This is a genomic window from Methylobacterium sp. XJLW, assembly GCF_003254375.1.
GTDB classification, from domain to species: domain Bacteria; phylum Pseudomonadota; class Alphaproteobacteria; order Rhizobiales; family Beijerinckiaceae; genus Methylobacterium; species Methylobacterium fujisawaense.
Genome location: NZ_CP016429.1, coordinates 1035898 through 1052310, shown reverse-complemented (window position 1 = coordinate 1052310; position 16413 = coordinate 1035898). Strand labels below are relative to the sequence as shown.

At 67.6% G+C, this 16413-nt stretch carries 12 protein-coding genes and 2 pseudogenes; 7 read left to right on the top strand and 7 right to left on the bottom strand.

Annotation, left to right across the window (positions count from 1 at the left end; all coding sequences use genetic code 11):
- Positions 1-65 precede the first annotated feature (65 nt).
- The 6 genes and pseudogenes from A3862_RS04900 to A3862_RS04875 all read right to left on the bottom strand — a co-directional run bounded on the left by A3862_RS04900 (position 66) and on the right by A3862_RS04875 (position 6455).
- Entirely contained in the window at positions 66-1346 is a 1281-nt protein-coding gene (locus A3862_RS04900; RefSeq protein ID WP_111473349.1) for a flavin monoamine oxidase family protein, read from the bottom strand.
- Positions 1347-1462: 116 nt separating this feature from the next.
- Positions 1463-1672: a hypothetical protein gene (locus tag A3862_RS04895; RefSeq protein WP_111473348.1), complete on the bottom strand. Its 210-nt coding sequence runs from the start codon at positions 1670-1672 to the stop codon at positions 1463-1465.
- A 152-nt stretch (positions 1673-1824) separates the two neighbouring features.
- A pseudogene (locus A3862_RS04890) lies at positions 1825-2578 on the bottom strand (IS5 family transposase).
- A gap of 554 nt (positions 2579-3132) precedes the next feature.
- Positions 3133-3459 carry a dihydrofolate reductase family protein gene (locus A3862_RS31950; protein WP_236961760.1) on the bottom strand — a complete coding sequence of 109 codons (327 nt, stop codon included), beginning with the start codon at positions 3457-3459 and terminating at the stop codon, positions 3133-3135.
- A 344-nt stretch (positions 3460-3803) separates the two neighbouring features.
- Positions 3804-5155 (bottom strand): IS3 family transposase gene (locus A3862_RS04880; RefSeq protein WP_236961758.1). Its coding sequence is split into 2 segments (ribosomal slippage): positions 3804-4817 and positions 4820-5155, totalling 1350 coding nucleotides; the frame shifts between segments, so codons are not numbered across the junction.
- A gap of 625 nt (positions 5156-5780) precedes the next feature.
- On the bottom strand, positions 5781-6455 hold the full coding sequence (locus A3862_RS04875; protein WP_111473346.1) for a TetR/AcrR family transcriptional regulator: 675 nt from the start codon (positions 6453-6455) through the stop codon (positions 5781-5783).
- Positions 6456-6637: 182 nt separating this feature from the next.
- Between A3862_RS04875 and A3862_RS04870 the strand changes: the two genes are divergently transcribed.
- The 7 genes and pseudogenes from A3862_RS04870 to A3862_RS32575 all read left to right on the top strand — a co-directional run.
- Positions 6638-8056, top strand: a complete 1419-nt coding sequence (locus A3862_RS04870; protein WP_236961756.1) for an HlyD family secretion protein — start codon at positions 6638-6640, stop codon at positions 8054-8056.
- Positions 8053-9621, top strand: a complete 1569-nt coding sequence (locus A3862_RS04865) for a DHA2 family efflux MFS transporter permease subunit (protein WP_111473345.1) — start codon at positions 8053-8055, stop codon at positions 9619-9621. The genes A3862_RS04870 and A3862_RS04865 overlap by 4 nt, the downstream gene beginning before the upstream one ends.
- Before the next feature lies 1 nt (position 9622).
- A complete protein-coding gene (locus tag A3862_RS04860; protein ID WP_111473344.1) occupies positions 9623-11239 on the top strand; it encodes an efflux transporter outer membrane subunit in 1617 nt (538 codons plus the stop codon).
- Positions 11240-11352: 113 nt separating this feature from the next.
- Positions 11353-11739, top strand: a complete 387-nt coding sequence (locus A3862_RS04855; protein WP_111473343.1) for a hypothetical protein — start codon at positions 11353-11355, stop codon at positions 11737-11739.
- 88 nt (positions 11740-11827) lie between these two features.
- The gene (locus A3862_RS04850) at positions 11828-12193 is read left to right on the top strand and encodes an iron-containing alcohol dehydrogenase (protein WP_111474302.1); all 366 of its coding nucleotides are present in this window, start codon (positions 11828-11830) and stop codon (positions 12191-12193) included.
- Positions 12194-12269: 76 nt separating this feature from the next.
- Positions 12270-13145, top strand: coding sequence for an intradiol ring-cleavage dioxygenase (locus A3862_RS04845; RefSeq protein WP_111473342.1), 876 nt, complete (start codon positions 12270-12272; stop codon positions 13143-13145).
- Between the two features lie 53 nt (positions 13146-13198).
- Positions 13199-13423: pseudogene (locus A3862_RS32575) on the top strand (FAD-dependent monooxygenase); the annotation flags it as partial.
- Positions 13424-13802: 379 nt separating this feature from the next.
- On the opposite strand, the gene A3862_RS04835 reads toward A3862_RS32575, so the two are convergent.
- Positions 13803-15935 carry a hypothetical protein gene (locus A3862_RS04835; RefSeq protein ID WP_111473340.1) on the bottom strand — a complete coding sequence of 711 codons (2133 nt, stop codon included), beginning with the start codon at positions 15933-15935 and terminating at the stop codon, positions 13803-13805.
- Positions 15936-16413 lie beyond the last annotated feature (478 nt).

The following is a 16413-nucleotide window of genomic DNA, read 5'->3' as shown; positions in this document are numbered from 1 at the left end:
GAATCGACCCAAGCCGTGCCGGTCGACGCGCTGCGCCACCGTGGCTTAGGTCGCAATCTGACGCCTCATGCTCCGGCTGCGGCGAGCTTGTGCCGCCGTCCGAGCCGGTGCCTATCCGCAAGCGCCACCATGGCCTCGTTGGCGGCCCTTTGCCCGCTGTCGTGGGCGCCGTGCGCCGTTGTGAAGTCGAAAGGGTGCGTCGCCTCGCCGGCGAAGAAGAGGCAGTCCTCGAAAGGCCGGGCCAAACGTGCCCGCGCATCGGATCGGCCGGGCAATGCGCAGCTATACGCGCCGCCGATGGCCTGCATCCGGCTCCACGACGTCGCCGCCAGCGGCCGGATGGCCGCCGACACGTCGCTGCCGAACAGGGCGACCAACTGAGCTGACACGTACGCGAAGCCGGCGGCCGGGCCCTCCTCCTCCAGAATGCGAGCACCGTCACCCCCGAGGAACGCCTCGATTATCGGCCAGCCGTTGGGTCGGATCGAGTAGGAGGCAGACCTCGGGTCGCGCAGGTTGCCGTAGGCATGTGCGGCCGGCTCGAATGCGGCATCGCGCCCGATCTCCAAGAAGACCTTCTCGTTCCGCCCGAGCGGCAGTGAGGCGGCCGCCTCGCGCCAGGGGTCGACCCCGGCGGGAAGGCGAATGGCGTCGCCGGCCAGGACCCCGGTCGAGACCGTGAGGATGGCGGCTCGGGCGCGAACGGTGCCGGCCCGCGTCGAGACGGCGACGCCGTCGGCCGTCAGGTCGATCCGCTCGACGGGAGTGGCCAGGCGCAGCGCCGCCGCAGGCGGCAGGCTGGCCGCGACCAGGGTGCCGTAGCCGAGCGGCAGGTTCCAGTTCCGACCCGTGGAGGCATCGTCGTAGGCCATGTAGTCGGTGGCGGAGATGCGTTCGGGCGCGACCCCGCTCATGAAGCCGGCGATGGCCCGCACGTAGGCGTTCCACTCACCCCCGGGCTCCAGGGCATCGCTCGCCTGGTCGCTGCCCTGCGCAACCGCCCGGAGCCGCTCCTCCCATTCGCCGAACGCCTTCCGGGCCGCCGCCTCCTCGTCCTCGTCCCAGGCGATGCCGGGATGCGCCTTCCCCCACGGCGGATCGCTTCGGTCGACCGGGAAGCCGGACGCCTCGGCGATGCTGACCCAGGCGTTGCGGTCGCCCGAATGGAGCCACTCGCAGCCGAGGTCGAGCGGATACCCGGCGAGATCCTGCGTGAAGGCGCGGCCGCCAAGGCGCGCTGACGCCTCAAGCAGCAGCACCGCTTTGCCGTTGGCCGTAAGCCGGCGCGCCGCGCCGATCCCGGCAGCGCCTCCCCCCACGATGATGACGTCGTACTCGTTGTGCATGCACCGAAGGTGAGATCGGGCATCGCGCGGGACAAGCGGCAGGGCCTGCGGGGGCGGCCATCGTTGGAAGCAGGCAGGCGCTCGGCCGGCCCTTCAGCCAGTCGACGATCCCGGCTTCAGCCGGCTTTGCGGGCATACCGCCCCTCGTCCCGCGATACGAAATACCGGCCGTGAAAGACGCGTACGTCCATCTTCTTAAACGTACCCGGCGTGAGGGGCTCCTTGTGCAGGGTGGCGCCGCGTAGCGTCACGGCCCGGAGCTCCGGCAGGATCTCGGTCGGCGTCAGGAGGCCCCGCTCGACGAGGAGGTCGGCTATCTCCTGCATGACGCGGTCCCAGAATTCCTGGGCGCGGAAGCGGTCGAACTGGTTCTCGACCTTCCGGAGGCGAGCCTGGACGCGGGCGGCTTCGGTCTCAGGATCATGTAGCCTCCCGGCTCGACAATTCCGCGCAGCGACCGCTTTAGGTCGCGGACTCATTAAGCTCGCAGCCAGACCCGCAGGGCTGCAAGCTTGACGCTGGCTAGGAAGTTGTCGGGATTTTTGTCGTAGCGCGTGGCGACGGCCCGGAAGTGCTTGATTTGTTGAAGAAGCGCTCGACCAAGTTGCGATACTTGTACAAGAACGGGCTGAAGGCCAGCACCTGCTTGCGGTTGGGCATCGGCTTCACGTTCGCCCATGCACCCTGCTCGGCCATCCGGGCCCGCAACCCGTCGCTGTCGTAGGCTCGGTCACCCAGCAGGATCTGCCCTGCACCCAACCCGTCCAGCATGTCGGCCGCCGCGCGCCCATCATGCGCTTGGCCAGCCGTGATCTTGAGGGCCACAGGCCTGCCCTCAGCATCCACCAATGCGTGGATCTTGCTTGTCAGGCCGCCGCGCGAGCGACCCATGCCACCGGATCCGCCCTGTTTTTTTTGGCGCAGGCGGCGTGCTGGTGCACCCGCACGCTGGTGGCGTCGATCATCTGCAGGTCGCCCTCGTAAGCCTCTGACACCGCGTCCAGAAGTCCATCCCAGATGCCGCGCTTGCGCAAGCGCCGGAAGCGGTTGCCACAGGTCGTATGCGGGCCATAGCGCGCCGGGATGTCGGCCCGGGGCGCACCCGTGCGCAGCCGCCAGAAGATGCCGTTGAGCACCCGCCGGTCGTCCACCCGCTCCTTGCCGCGCACGTCCGTCGGCAAAAGCGGCTCGATCACCGCCCACTCTGCATCCGTCAGGTCAAACCGCGCCATTCAGAACCCTACGTTCCAGAGGGCTAACGACGTCACGCCCCACGCGTGCCAGCCGTTATGAGTTCGCGACCTAGAGCGAAGAGCGGCCATTTGAGCGGTTGTCGTAGAAGGTCCGGAATTGGCGCGTAGCCGACCAGTCGGCGTGCTAACTCCTGACCCATAGCGGCCCGTTTACACCGCGGCCTTTATCGTCCGCTTCGACGCAGGAAGCGGACGTCGCAGAAGTCATAGCAGTCCTCACGGGCCCGCTAGTTAGGCGAATGCAGCGCGTGCAGTGAACCCTGCGATCAAGATCACCAACATCTCCGCCTTTCTGCGGCTGACCGTGCCTACTGACAGCCGAATGATGATAGCCGACCCAGTGTTGCGCTGCGGACCACCAAAGTTCCGCACTTGTAAAACCTAGAGTTGACGTGGCCGCCATCCCACGACGGCGGCCACGTTCGTTCTGGAGGGGCGAATCAGATCGTCTCCTGCCGGAGCAGCAACCCCGACGGACGCGCGACGAGGTTCCCATGTGTCTTACGTCGATGCGGTTGGCAGCGTGGCCTTGGCTAGGCCGGCGCTTTCTCCACCCGGTACCGTAGCCACACCATTCCGCCTTCGAGCGTCTCGGTGGACATGTGCCGGAGGGCCTGGCCAGCACCCGGCCGCTCGTCAGGGCCGCCCCGGTACTCGAAAATGCTCTGTACGCCTGCGAGGCCATCCACGGTAGGCTGGATGAGCACGCTGATCTCGTCGATGAGGCCCGCCTTCAGGAAGGCGCCGTTGATGCTGGCGCCCCCCTCCAGCAGCAAGGTCCCCACGCCGAACACCTCGCCTAGCGCGTCCATGGCCTTGGCGAGGTTCCATCCGTCCGGGCCGGCGAACACGTAGGACACGCCATCCTCCCGCAACTCCGCCAGGTAGGCGTCAGACGCCCCTTCCGAGAGGACGGCCACGGCGTGGTCGCCGTGCAGGTGGTCCTGCCCGTAATGGACCTTGCCGTGCGGGTCGATGGCGACAGCGAGGTCGCGGTCCCGGCGCTAGCCTACGAACGGCTCGCGCGAAGAGACCCCGGGGCTGGTCACCGTCCGCGCCTTCCCTTTCGAGATCTCCTGCATGGTCACGCGCCCGCACATCCAGCCTTGGGCGCTGAGCTTGGGCGAGACTGTCCGTCGTCAGATGATTTGAGACGACTTGAGGCGCTCAGGAGCGGAGGCTCTGGTCCTTCTGGGTTTAGAGGCTAGGCAGCCTGCGCGTGGTAGCGCAAGCGGCGATCAATGAGGGTCTGGCGCTTGATCCGCGCCCGCTCCTGCAGGATGGCCTCGCCGCGGCCGAAGTAGACGTCGGCGGGAGTGAGGTTGCCCAGGCTCTCGTGAGCCCGAGCGTGGTTGTAATGCTCGACGAAGGTGGCAACCCGCGCCTCCAGTTCGCCGGGCAGGTAGGCGTGTTCGAGCAGGATGCGGTTCTTGAGCGTCTGTTGCCAGCGCTCGATCTTGCCCTGCGTTTGAGGATGGCGGGGCGCGCCGCGGATATGGGTCATGCCCCGGCTGCCGAGCCAGTCGGCCAGATCACCCGCGACGTAGCTCGGCCCGTTGTCGGAGAGCAGCCGCGGCCGATGCGCCACCTGCACATGATCGAGCCCGGCCGCCGCCAGCGCGAGGTCGAGTGTGGCGGTGACGTCGCCGACCTGCATCGTCGCGCACAGCTTCCACGCCACGATGTAGCGCGAGAAGTCATCAAGCACCGTCGACAGGTAGTACCAGCCCCAGCCTACCACCTTCAGGTAGGTGAAGTCCGTCTGCCAAAGCTGGTTTGGCGCGGTGGTCTTGTCGCGGAACTCGTTGGCGGCTTTGATCACGATGTAGGCCGGGCTGGTGATCAGGTCCTGAGCTTTGAGCAGGCGGTAGACGGTCGCCTCCGAGACGAAGTAGCGCCGCTCGTCGGTGAAGCGTACCGCCAGCTCGCGCGGGCTGAGCTCCGGCTGCTCCAGCGCGAGGGCGACGATCTGCTCGCGAACCTCGGCGGGCAACCGATTCCAGACCCGGCTGGGTCGGGACGGGCGATCCGCCAATGCCTCGAGGCCGCCACGCTGGAAAGCGTCGTACCACCGGTAGAACGTCGCCCGGGTGACGCCGAGCTTGTCTAGGGTGGCGCGCACCGGCAGATGGGATTGCTCGACCAGCCGGATGATTTCCAGCTTCTCAGAGGCCGGGTACCTCATGCCTCGTCGCCCCCAGCCCCGGTCATACTTTTTTTCAGCAGGCGGTTTTCCAGGACGAGATCGGCCACGACCTCCTTCAGCGCACCCGCCTCGCGACGCAGGTCCTGGACCTCGTCGGCGGTCGCGGCACGGGCCGTGTCGCCGGCCAGTCGCTTCTTGCCGGCTTCCAGGAACTTTTTCGACCAGCCGTAGTACATCGAGCTGGCGATGCCCTCGCGCCGACACAGCTCGGTGATGCTGTCCTCGCCGCGCAGGCCATCCAGCACGATGCGGATCTTCTCCTCGGCCGAGAACTGCCGGCGCGTGGCGCGGCGGATGTCCTTGATCACGGCTTCTGCCGGCTTCCGCGCCGGCCCGGACGTCTGTTTCATCTTCGCTCCTGGGGGCTACGATGAACCAGCCATCCTCCGTTCGTGAAGACCCTCGATCTGTCTCAGGAGCGCTGACGGCGGACAACGCGCGTAAGCGAACGGGTTGGGTCGATAGGAGCTTGTCCGCTATTTCAGCAGCCTCGCCTCGAAGCAGACCGGCAGCTTTCGGCCAGCGTCGGTCTCACCGGTAGGCCCGTCGAGATGACTGGGGTGAATGGTTTGTTGCCTGTCCGCTTCTCGATGCCGGATGCATCAGAACGGACATTGCCGCGTGGATCTCTCACGACCGCGGTTGTTTCGCGCATATTTGTCGGCGGTGGGCGACAACTCCCTGGTCGCTGGAAATATCGTTCCGGGCAGGGGGCACGCCCACGAAGAAGTGGGACCAAGATTTCTGGCATCAGTCTTGACGGAACGATGGCCTGGAGGAGTTCTGTGAAACAGGCGGACGTAGCAATGAAGGAGAACGCCCTACGCCCCATCCGGCAATCTTCAAGTCCGGCTCCGCGGCCCTCGTTCCCACGCATGACGCGCCCGCGTGTGGCCGGCTTCGCCAGGTACGAGGGCGAGGCCCTACCCGATGAGCAAGATGAAGCCAGGGCAGCCGCGAAGCCCGAGTAAATGGTCAGGTCGCCCCGCCGCCTCTGGCCCCACCGCGATGATAGACGCTGAGGAAGATTCGCACCGCCTCCCGGACGTGGCGTTCAACCTGCGCGGGGCTGGAGTCGTCCAAGTGCGGGATGAAGAGGCGAACCGGCAGAATCTTCCCCATGATCAGCCCGATAAACATGTTCGCGGCGAGCTCCGGGTCATCCCCGATGAAGTCGCCGCGGGCCCGGGCATCCGTCAGGTACGAGGTCAGCTTAGTGAGTGTCCGGCCAGGCGCCATCGCGTAGAACGCCTCGCCGAGTGCGGGATTGCGGGGAACCTCGCCGACGATGATGCACGCCAGCGTCGACACTTCCGGCATGATTATCGCCCCGTAAAGACTCATACCGACGGATTCCAGGACAACCGGGAGCGGCCCCGTGCTTTCGAGGTCGGTCTCGATCCGCTGGTGAAGTTCCTGGGTGCGATTGCCCACCACCTCGATGAACATCTCGTCCTTGGAACCGAAGTGGCGATACACCGTCTCGGTTGAGGCACCTGCCTCGACCGCCACCATCCGCATCGTCGTCTCGGCGAAGCCATGCTTGAGGAAGACGCGCTCGGCGACGGCCGCGATTCCGCTGCGCCGCTCCTCGCCACGCGGAACACGAACCCGTGATCGCTTGCCCGAACCGGGTGTTTCGCTTGACATCGAGACCAACTTCCAGAAAAGAAACGAAACGTTCGGTTCGTTAGCTCCGCGCTACCATGGCGTAAACGTCCGCGCCGTCTCGCCGGTTGCCGCGCGAGGGTAAAGGGTGACTTCCCGACATGCGCGCAGACGACTTGGACGAGCCGTACGGACCGTCAAGAGGACCTTCGGATCGACGGGACGTGCTCGACGTAGGCTCGATGGAACGCGGCCGGTCCCGATACGACGACAGCCGTCCCGGGGATGCTGATGCAGGGCGGCGCCGTTCGGAAAGCCACTCCCCCTCCGACGAGGACCGGTCCCGCCGACGTCGGGATGATGGTTCCAAGCAGGGATACGAGGACGGAGGGTATGTTCGTCGGGGTCGGGACGACGGGGACCGACACAGCCGCCGTTCCGCTGCCGAACGCGACCGCGACGAGGCGGAGCGGCAGGACAACCGCGAAGGCTACGGGTCGCGCAACGCCGATAAGGGCGACGACCAGAACAAGGCGAATGGGCAGGACGACCGGGAAGACTCTGGGTCGGATAAGGATGATGACGAGGACAACAAGCGCGCCCGGAAGAAACGCCGGCCGCTCGTCATCGGGATCGCCGCGGTGGTCCTGCTGCTATTGGCCGGCGGCGGCCTGTACTACTGGCTCTCGACGCGCGGGAAGATCAGCACCGACGACGCCTACACCGACGGCAACATCGTCAACGTCGCCCCGCAGGTCGCCGGACAGGTCATCGCCCTGGACGTCACGGACAACCAGTTCGTGCGCAGGGGCGATCCGCTGTTCCGCATAGACCCGCGGCAATTCAAGTTCAGCCGCGAGCAGGCCCAGGGACAACTCGACGCCAGCAACGCGCAGGTCGCCAACCAGAAGCTCGGCGTCGAGATCGCGCGGAAGAACTTTCCCGCCGCGCTCCAACTCGCACAGGCTAATCTCGATTCGGCCAAGGCCAACCTCGCCCTGCAGCAGGCGAACTACGACCGCCAGAGGAGCCTGCCCAAGCTCGCCACGACGCAGCAGGACGTCGACACGACCGCGGCGAACTACCAGCAGGCCAAGGCGCAGGTCGAGCAGGCGCAGGCGCGTCTCGTCCAGGCCATGCCGGTGCAACAGAACATCGGCCAGTCCGAGCAGCAGGTCGACCAGCTCAAGGGTCAAGCCGAACAGGCAAGGGCGCAGGTCGAGCAGGCCGACCTGAACATCGAGTGGAGCACTGTGCGCGCGCCTCAGGACGGCTGGGTCACGAAGCGCAACGTCAACGCCGGGGATTACCTCACCGCCGGCCAGCAGGTGATGTCGCTGGTCACCACCGACGTCTGGGTCACGGCCAACTACAAGGAGACCGAGCTCGACGGCATGCGACCCGGGCAACGGGTCAAGATCACCATCGACGCCTACCCCGACCTCGACCTGCAAGGCCACGTGGACTCGATCCAGCGAGGCTCGGGCTCGAAGTTCTCCGCCTTCCCAGCCGAGAACGCCACCGGCAACTTCATCAAGATCGTGCAGCGGGTACCAGTAAAGATCGTAATCGACTCTGGTCTGAAGAAAGACGAGCCGCTGCCGCTCGGCGTCAGCGTCGTACCGACGGTGATGCTCAAATGAGCGACGCCTCGAATGGCCGGAAGCCCGCCCACAATCCCTGGCTCGTGGCCATCGCAGTGACGCTCGCGGCGTTCATGGAGGTGCTCGACACCACCATCGTCAACGTGGCGTTGCCCTACATCGCCGGGTCGCTCGCCGCCTCGAACGACGAGGCGACATACACGCTCACCGCCTACCTCGTCGCCAACGGCATCGTGCTCACCATCGCGGGCTGGCTATCCGACACCATCGGGCGAAAGCGCTACTTCCTGATCTGCATCGGGATGTTCACGGCGTCGTCGTTCCTGTGCGGCATCTCGCAGAGCCTCGGGCAGATCATCGTGTTCCGGCTGATGCAGGGCTTCTTCGGCGGCGGCCTGCAGCCGAGCCAGCAGGCCATCATCCTCGACACCTTCCCGCCAGCCAAGCGCGGGGCGGCCTTCGGCGTCACGGCAGTTGCGACCGTCGTCGCCCCCGTCCTCGGGCCGACGCTGGGGGGCTACCTCGTCGAGCATTCAACCTGGCGCTGGATCTTCTTCATCAACGTGCCCGTCGGGATCTTCACCTTCTTCGTCAACGCCTACCTCGTCCAGGACCAGCCCGACGAGAAGAAGAAACGAGCCCGCGGCCTCGATTACGTCGGCTTATCGCTGATCGTCATCGGCATCGGCTGCATGCAGGTCATGATCGACCGCGGCGAGGTCAACGGCTGGTTCAGCTCCTCCTTCATCCAGATCATGGCCGTCATCGCCTTCGTGGCGACCTTCGGCGCGATCTGCTGGCTCCTGACCGCCGACGAACCGGTCGTCGACCTTGACGTGTTCAAGGACAAGAACTTCGCCATCGGCTGCCTGCTCATCGGAGCCGTCGGGGCGCTGCTCTACGGCGGCTCGGTCCTGACCCCAAATTTCGCGCAACAGGTGCTGGGTTACACCGCGCTCGACTCCGGCTTCATCCTGTCGCCGGGCGGCGTCGCGGTCATCGTCCTGATCCCCGTCGTCGGCTTTGCGACGAAGTTCGTCCAGACCCGCTACATCATCATGTTGGGGTTCGCCTTCACCGGCGCCGCGATGTTCTATTCGAGCTTCCTCGCCCCAAACATCGACTTCTGGACGCTAGTCCTGATGCGCACGCTGCAGACGGCGCCGCTCGCCTTCCTGTTCGTGCCGATCTCTACGGTGGCCTACCTTACCCTGCCGGACAAGTACCGCAGCGACGGGTCGGCCTTGTTCTCGATGTTCCGCAACGTCTTCGGCTCGGTCGGGATCTCTATCTCGACGGCTGCGGTCACGGAGAGGTCGCAGGCGGACCAAGCCCACCTCTCGTCGTTCATGACCCCCCTGCGCCACGGCTACAACCTGCTGATCCAGGAAAGCGAGCACACGCTCCGGTCCCTCGGGCGGGCGGCGTCGTTGGTGCATCAGCAGGCCGTCGCGCACACCTACCAGACCTTCACGAAGCAGGCCCAGGTGCTCGCTTACGGCAACGTGTACCAGTACGCGGCGGTCCTGGCGTTCCTCGTCGTACCCCTGTGCCTGCTGATTTCGGCCAAGACCGCGCAAGGCGAAGGCGGCGGGGGACATTGAGATGACGCCCCGCCGATACCCTGGACGACGCGCCCGCGTGGCGGCCGCGGCCGGCCTGCTCGGCCTTGCCGGATGCACGATCGGGCCCGACTTCGCCCCGCCCGTGACGCGGCTCGCCGACGCGGGCGACTATCTCGACACCGGCCTCGCCGCCCCGACGCCGCGGCGGCTCCTGGCGCGCACCACCGACGCAGAGCCCGACGTGGCGTGGTGGCAGGCCTTCCGCGATCCGGTGCTGTCGCAACTCGAAGACCGGCTGGCGGCTCAGAACCTCGACGTCCAGACGGCCACCGCACGCCTTTTCCAGAGCCGGTCCCAGCTCAACACCGCCGCCGCCGCAGGCCTGCCGACGCTGAACGGGAAGGGCAACGCCTACCGGCAACAGTTCAGCAAGAACGGCACCATAGGTCTACTGTCGAACTCGCTCGGCGGCCTGACGGGTGGAAGCGGTGGCGCCGCTTCCAGCGGCAACCTGACGGCGCCCCTCACCAACGGCTTCGAGAGCTACACCCTCGGCTTCGACGCCTCCTGGGAACTCGATCTCTGGGGCAAGGTCCGCCGCTCGGTCGAGTCCGCGGAGGCCCAGGCGGACGCCTCGGCGGAAGCGAGGCGCGACGCGCTGATCTCCAGCCAGGCCGAGCTCGCACGGGCCTACGTGCAGCTTCGGGGCACTCAGGAACTCATCCGGATCAACCTCGCCAACGTCCGGGTCAACGAGCAAATCCTCGACGTTGTCCGGGTGCGTCAGCAGAAGGGGTTGGTCACCGGCCTGGACACGTCCAGCGCCGCCCAGCAGGTCGAGGCGATCAAGGCGCAACTGCCGCAACTCCAACAGCAGGAGATCCAACAGATCAATGCGGTCTCCCTGCTGCTCGGCGAACCGCCCCTGGCGCTCTCGCAAGAGCTCGTCGCCGGCCCATCCATCCCGCCCGTGCCGCCGCGCGTGCCCATCGGCGTGCCGTCGAGCCTGGTCATGCGCCGGCCCGACATCCGCAGGGCCGAGGCCAACCTGCATTCGGCCGTGGCCGAGATCGGTGTCGCGGAAGCGCAGTTCTTTCCGAGCGTCACGCTCACCGGAAGCCCGACCGTGAACTCGGTCGACCCGGGCCAGCTCTTCCGGGGCTCGTCGCTCCAATACATGAACATCGGCCCTTCGGTCTCGATTCCGCTGTTCGAGGGCGGGCGGCTCAAGTCGAACCTCGTGCTCCAGCGCGCCCGGCAACAGGAAGCGGCCATCGCCTACCAGAAGGCGGTGCTCCAGGGCTGGCACGACGTCGTCAACGCTCTCGCTGCCCTGCGCGGTGACGAGGGCCGCCGCGCGCGTCTAGCGAGGCAGGTGGCCGATGCCCGCCAAGCGCTCGCTCTTTCGCGTGCGCGATACGTCCAGGGCGTCGAGATATTTACGACCGTTCTCCAGGCGTCGCAGACGGTGCTTCACGCTGAGACCAGCTTGTCCCAGGCGACGGCCGCGATCTCGACCGACTTCGTCGCGCTGTCGAAGGCCCTCGGCGGTGGCTGGGAGACTACCTTCCCGGGTGGTCGGACGCCGCCCTTGTCCCTGGCGAAGGTGGGCATCCCCCTCTCGGACGTCGTGCACGACGGAGCCCTCGGACGATGAGGGACCGAGGAGCGAGAAAAAGCGGACGGCATGTGAGGGACGGCCCTGGGCCACCCGGACAATGCTGTCGACGTCACGCCTGAGGGGGCGCGACCATACAAGGTAGACTCATCATGTTCATCCGGATCGCCACCTCGATCTTCCTCGCCGCGGGCTTCACAACCCCGTGCTTGGCCCAGCCGGGAACCGCACCCGCTCGCCCCACCCTTTTGGTTCACGGCAACTATTGTGGCCCGGGCAATAACGCCCCTCTGGCTCCGGTCGACGCCCTGGACGCTGCGTGCGCCCGGCACGACGCCTGCACCCCAAATGAGGGTCTCCCGTCCAAGGCCTGCAATCTTCGCCTGCAAGCCGACGCGGAGCGGATCGCAAATGACCCCCGCCAGTCGGCCGAACTTCGGATGGTGGCGGGGATCGTCGCCTCCGGTGCCGCGATGATGCCCTCGGCCGCGCCGGGGCTGACAACCCGTCGAGCCGTCACGGGCGGAAGCGAGGACTGACCGGGCACGCCGATACTTCGGGATCGCGTCTTCGTTCCTCGAAGGTGCGGTTCATCGACCGGCCTGTGTGTGCCTCGGCAGCGTCGGGATGGCGCTGCAACACAAGCTCTGTCACACGCTCGGCGGTACCTTCAATCTGCCCCACGCCGAGACCCATACGGTCGTGCTGCCGCACGCCACGGCCTACAACGGCCGTCACGCGGCGCCGGCCCTGGGTCGGGTTGCGCGTGCGCTTGGGGCGGCGGACGCCGCCACCGGCCTGTTCGACCTTGCCCGGCAACTTGGCGCCCCGACCTCGCTCCGGGAGCTGAGAATGCCGGAGGAAGGACGCGACCGCGCCGCCGACCTCGCCGCGTCGAACCCTTACCGGAATCCGATGCCTATCCAGCGCGATGCCGTCCGCTCGCTTTTGGACGATGCATTCCGCGGAAGCCGGCCCGACGCGGCCGCCTGAACCGAGCCGGAAGAAGCCTTGATCCGACGCCGCCTCGTCGCCCCGGAAGGCGGATCGCAGACAAGAGAAGCCTGACATGCGCGATTTCGACGAGTTCAACATCACGCAGGCGGTGGTCGACCGCTTCGGTGACACCCCCGATCCGAGGCTGAAGGCCGTGATGACGAGCCTCGTCTGGCACGTGCACGACTTCATCCGCGATGTCGACCTGAGCTTCGACGAGTGGCGCTCCGGGGTCGACGTTCTCACGCGCACCGGCCACCCCTGCCACGACACCCGGCAGGAATTCATCCTGCTCTCCGCCACGCTCGGCGTGTCGATACTCGTCGACGCCATCAACCACCGGATGCCCGAGGGCGCGACCGAGACGACAGTGCTTGGCCCGTTCTACGTGGAGGAGGCCCCGATATCCGAGCTCGGCGCGGACATTTCCGGCGGCCTGGACGGCGAGCCCCTGTTCGTGAGCGGTTGGGTCCGATCCGCCGACGGCGCGCCGCTCGCGGGTGCCACGGTCGATGTCTGGCACGCGGACGAGGACGGGCATTACGACATCCAGCAACTCGACGCGCTCGGCGGCCTCGCGGGACGGGCCCAATTCAAGACGGACGCTGAGGGCCGCTTCCACTTCTGGTCGATCACGCCGACGCCGTACCCGATCCCGGAAGACGGCCCCGTCGGCGAGATGCTGAAGGCCACCGCCCGGCACCCGAACCGGCCGGCGCACGTCCACTTCATGATCGCGGCCCCAGGGCAAGAGACGCTCATCACCCACGTCTTCGCCGACGGGAGCCCCTGGCTCGATTCCGATGCCGTCTTCGGCGTCAAGAACTCCCTCGTCGTCCCGTTCGTCCCCTGCCCGGCGGGGGAGGCTCCCGACGGTCGGCGCATGGGGCGCACCTACAACCGGCTCGCCTACGATTTCGGCTTGAAGCCTCAGCGGCCGGCCGCCTGACCCCGCGGTCCCCGGCTGGAAAACAGAAACCGAGAAACCTGGAGAGGAACGCTATGATCGAGACAGACGTGCTTATCATGGGCTCCGGCCCAGCCGGCTCGGCCGCGGCCCTCGCCCTGTCGACCTCTGGCATCCGCAACATCCTGGTCACTAAGTACCGGTGGCTCGCCGACACGCCCCGCGCGCACATCAGCAACCAGCGGACGATGGAAGTCCTGCGCGACCTCGGCGTCGAGGAGGAGGTCGCTGCGCGGGGCGCCCCACAGGAGCTCATGGGCAACACCCATGGCCTCCCATGGCGCTCCCATGGGCCATTCCATAGGCTTCACCAAGGTGGACACATGGGTGGGCATGGGGAAGGGCGATGGGCCGGGCATGCCCCATGGCGGCGTGCGTCATGCCTACCCGGGACACCTTGGGGCCATGGGCTTCCCCATGGGGCCCATGCCCTCGCTGTCATGGCAGACGATGGGCAGCCATGGGCCGGCCCATGGGCGTGTCATGGGGCGCGATGGGAAGTGGATGGAGACGACGAGCGTCGGGCGCCATGACGCGATGGCGGCCGGGAGGGCGTCGATGCTGGCTATGGCGAGGGCGGGCGGCATGGCCCCGCTAGCGGGCCGTCGCCCCCTGCAACGGACAACCCCCGCGTTAGGGTTAGGCCGCGACGCTGGTCCCGGTGCCGGCCTGCGCGAGCTCCCAGGTGAGGCGCTCGATGTCGTTCGCTAGATCCGCACGGAGCGACACCGTCCCCTCGTACGAACGGAGCCCGCGGGCGATGGTGTGGGGAACGCAGGCGGCGATGACGAGGGCATCGGCCCCGTGCGCCCGGAGGGCCTGACCAGCCCATACGAGCGAACCGCGGAGGGCACCATCGAGCTCGGTGTCGGCCTGAGCGACCATCCCGCCCCAGGCCCTGAGAACGCGGCGCAGGCCCTCCATGACGTCCTCGACCGTGCCAGCGCCGGGCACCATGGGGCGCTGCTCCATGCCCCTGACGTCCTCGCGCGACAGGCCGAGGAACGCGAGCAGCATATCGTTGGCGGCCACCTGGATGACGTTGATCTTCCAGTTCTTGGACACTTCCGTCGCCAGCCAGGCCGGTAGCTCGGTGCGCTCGGTATGGCGCGGGACGAACGTCGGTTTCGGCGGGTGGCTCGTGGTCTTGGTGGCGAGATTCATCTTGTAGCTCGTGGCGGAAACGGCGGCGCGGTCGGGGCGGCGTCGCTCCGGCGGCAGAGTGGCGGTAGTGGGGCGGCGCCCGGGACGCTTGGAGGCGATGTGGACTAGCATGGCCGCCTCCCAAGCCTCGGGCGTCGGGGCGGTAGCGAGGGCGGCGCCGATGCGGCGAACGCGCTCGCGACCCGGCGCCGATTCCGCACGGTCGAGGCGGGCCGCGTAGGCACCGGAGGTCGCGAAGGCCTGCCAAGCCGCGCCGAGGCCGTCCTGGCGCGCCGTATTCACCACGCCGCGGACGGTCTCGACGGCGGCGGCGGCCTCCCTGGATGGCGCCGAGATGACGCCCGCAAACGCCCCACAGATTCGGTCCTCGACCTTCTCCGCCCACGCCTCCGTGTCCCGGTGGCAGAGCTCGCCCATGGCCGCCGAGACGGCGAGGAAGTCGTCGACGGCCTCGGGCAGGCCGGCGCGGGTCAGGACGCGGGCGAGGTCCTCGTCGCCGGCGTGGGAGGCGGCGAGCCGGCACAGGGCTTGCGCGTCCTGGCCCTCCGGCGTGCCCCAGTCCCCCTGCCGGCGGGCGAGCAGGCCGCCGGGAATCGGACGCACCTTACCGGTCCGGACGAGCTCGGCGGCGAACGCGTCGAGCCCGTCGGGGAGACGGCGGCCGCGGCCCACGAGCGTGTGCTCGCCGAGGACGACGACGTGCAGGTCGATGGGCGCCGCGGTGATCTCGACGGCGGCCTCCCTGATGCGCTGGCGGTGCTTCCGCCGGGTTGCGGCGTTCGAGGTGGCCGGCCAGAGCTTCTCCGCCAGGGCGTCCGTGCGCACGACCGTCAGGCGGTTCTGCGGGATGCCCGAGGTCTCCAGGACCTCCACGAGGTCGCGCGCGGTGCCGGACAGGGCGTCGATGCGGGCCTGCCGCTCCGGGCGGCCGTGCATCCGCTGGTACGCCCCGCGGATGGCGGAGCGCTTTATGCCAAGGCCGCGTAGGGCCTCGGTGATGGCGTCGATGGACAAGCGCCGCGGGGCGCGACCTTCATGCTCCGCGACCCGCTGCTCCCACTCGACGATCATGTGGACCTCGAAGTCGGCCTCCTGCCGGCCGCGGTGGGTCGCCCCGGGCTTCTGCGTGCCCTCCTGACTGACCGCCTTCATGCGGCCGTACCAGGCGACCCAGCGCTCGATCAGGCCGGCGTGTCCGTCGTCGTCATGGGCCTGTCCCGGGACCGACCGGTATGCCGAGACGAGTTCCACGACCGCTGCCCGCAGCGCGGCGGCGTCGACCGGGGCGCGCGTGGCCCGGCGGTGCGCGACCGTCCAAGCCCGCACCTCGGGCTCGACCGCTCGGAACAGCCCCTCGTTAGACGCGGTCCGCGCCCCGGGGCTGACGGTCATGCCCATGCAGTACCGGGCGACGCGGGGCAGGACGTCCGCCAGCATGTCCTCGTCGACGCCCGTGGAGCCGCTCGCGACGTAGGCCTCCGCCGCGGCCGCGAGGTAGGCCTCGATCTCGGCGGCGTCGAGCGGGGCGCCGGTCTCGCGCACGCGCTGGACCGTGAAGCGCCGCGCGGCGCTGCTGATGTGCTCGAAAAGGGCGGGGTTGGCGGACAAGGGCTCGACCCGAAGCGATTTTTCTGTCGAGTATTGTTACGTCTCCGTCGGCATAGATCCAGGCCCGTCAGAGGAAATATGGGCCCTCGACCCATCTTTTTTTGTCACGCCTGTATGCTTCCATCGGGGCGTGTCCGGGTCAGGGCTTGATACCTTCCCCCGGTGTCCGGGCTTGCACCGTCCCGACCTCGCTAGTCCCAGGACCGGTCATTTCTTCCGTCGAGCTCAGTTACGATGCCGTCCGCATCCGGGGCCCGCACTACAGAGGGGAAACTTCTGTCACGCCCTGTGGGGATGACTGTCACGCTGCAGCGCCAGGACCGCCCATCTCTTCTGGCCGAACGTCTACCCAAGAGTCACGGGGTCGAACGATCCAGCTGCATAAGCTGTTCAGGGTGGTCTGGCGTGAGTTCGGTGGGGCGCCGCGCCCCACGACGAAGCTGACCGGAAAGGGCGTGGCATTCTGCGCCCGCGAGCT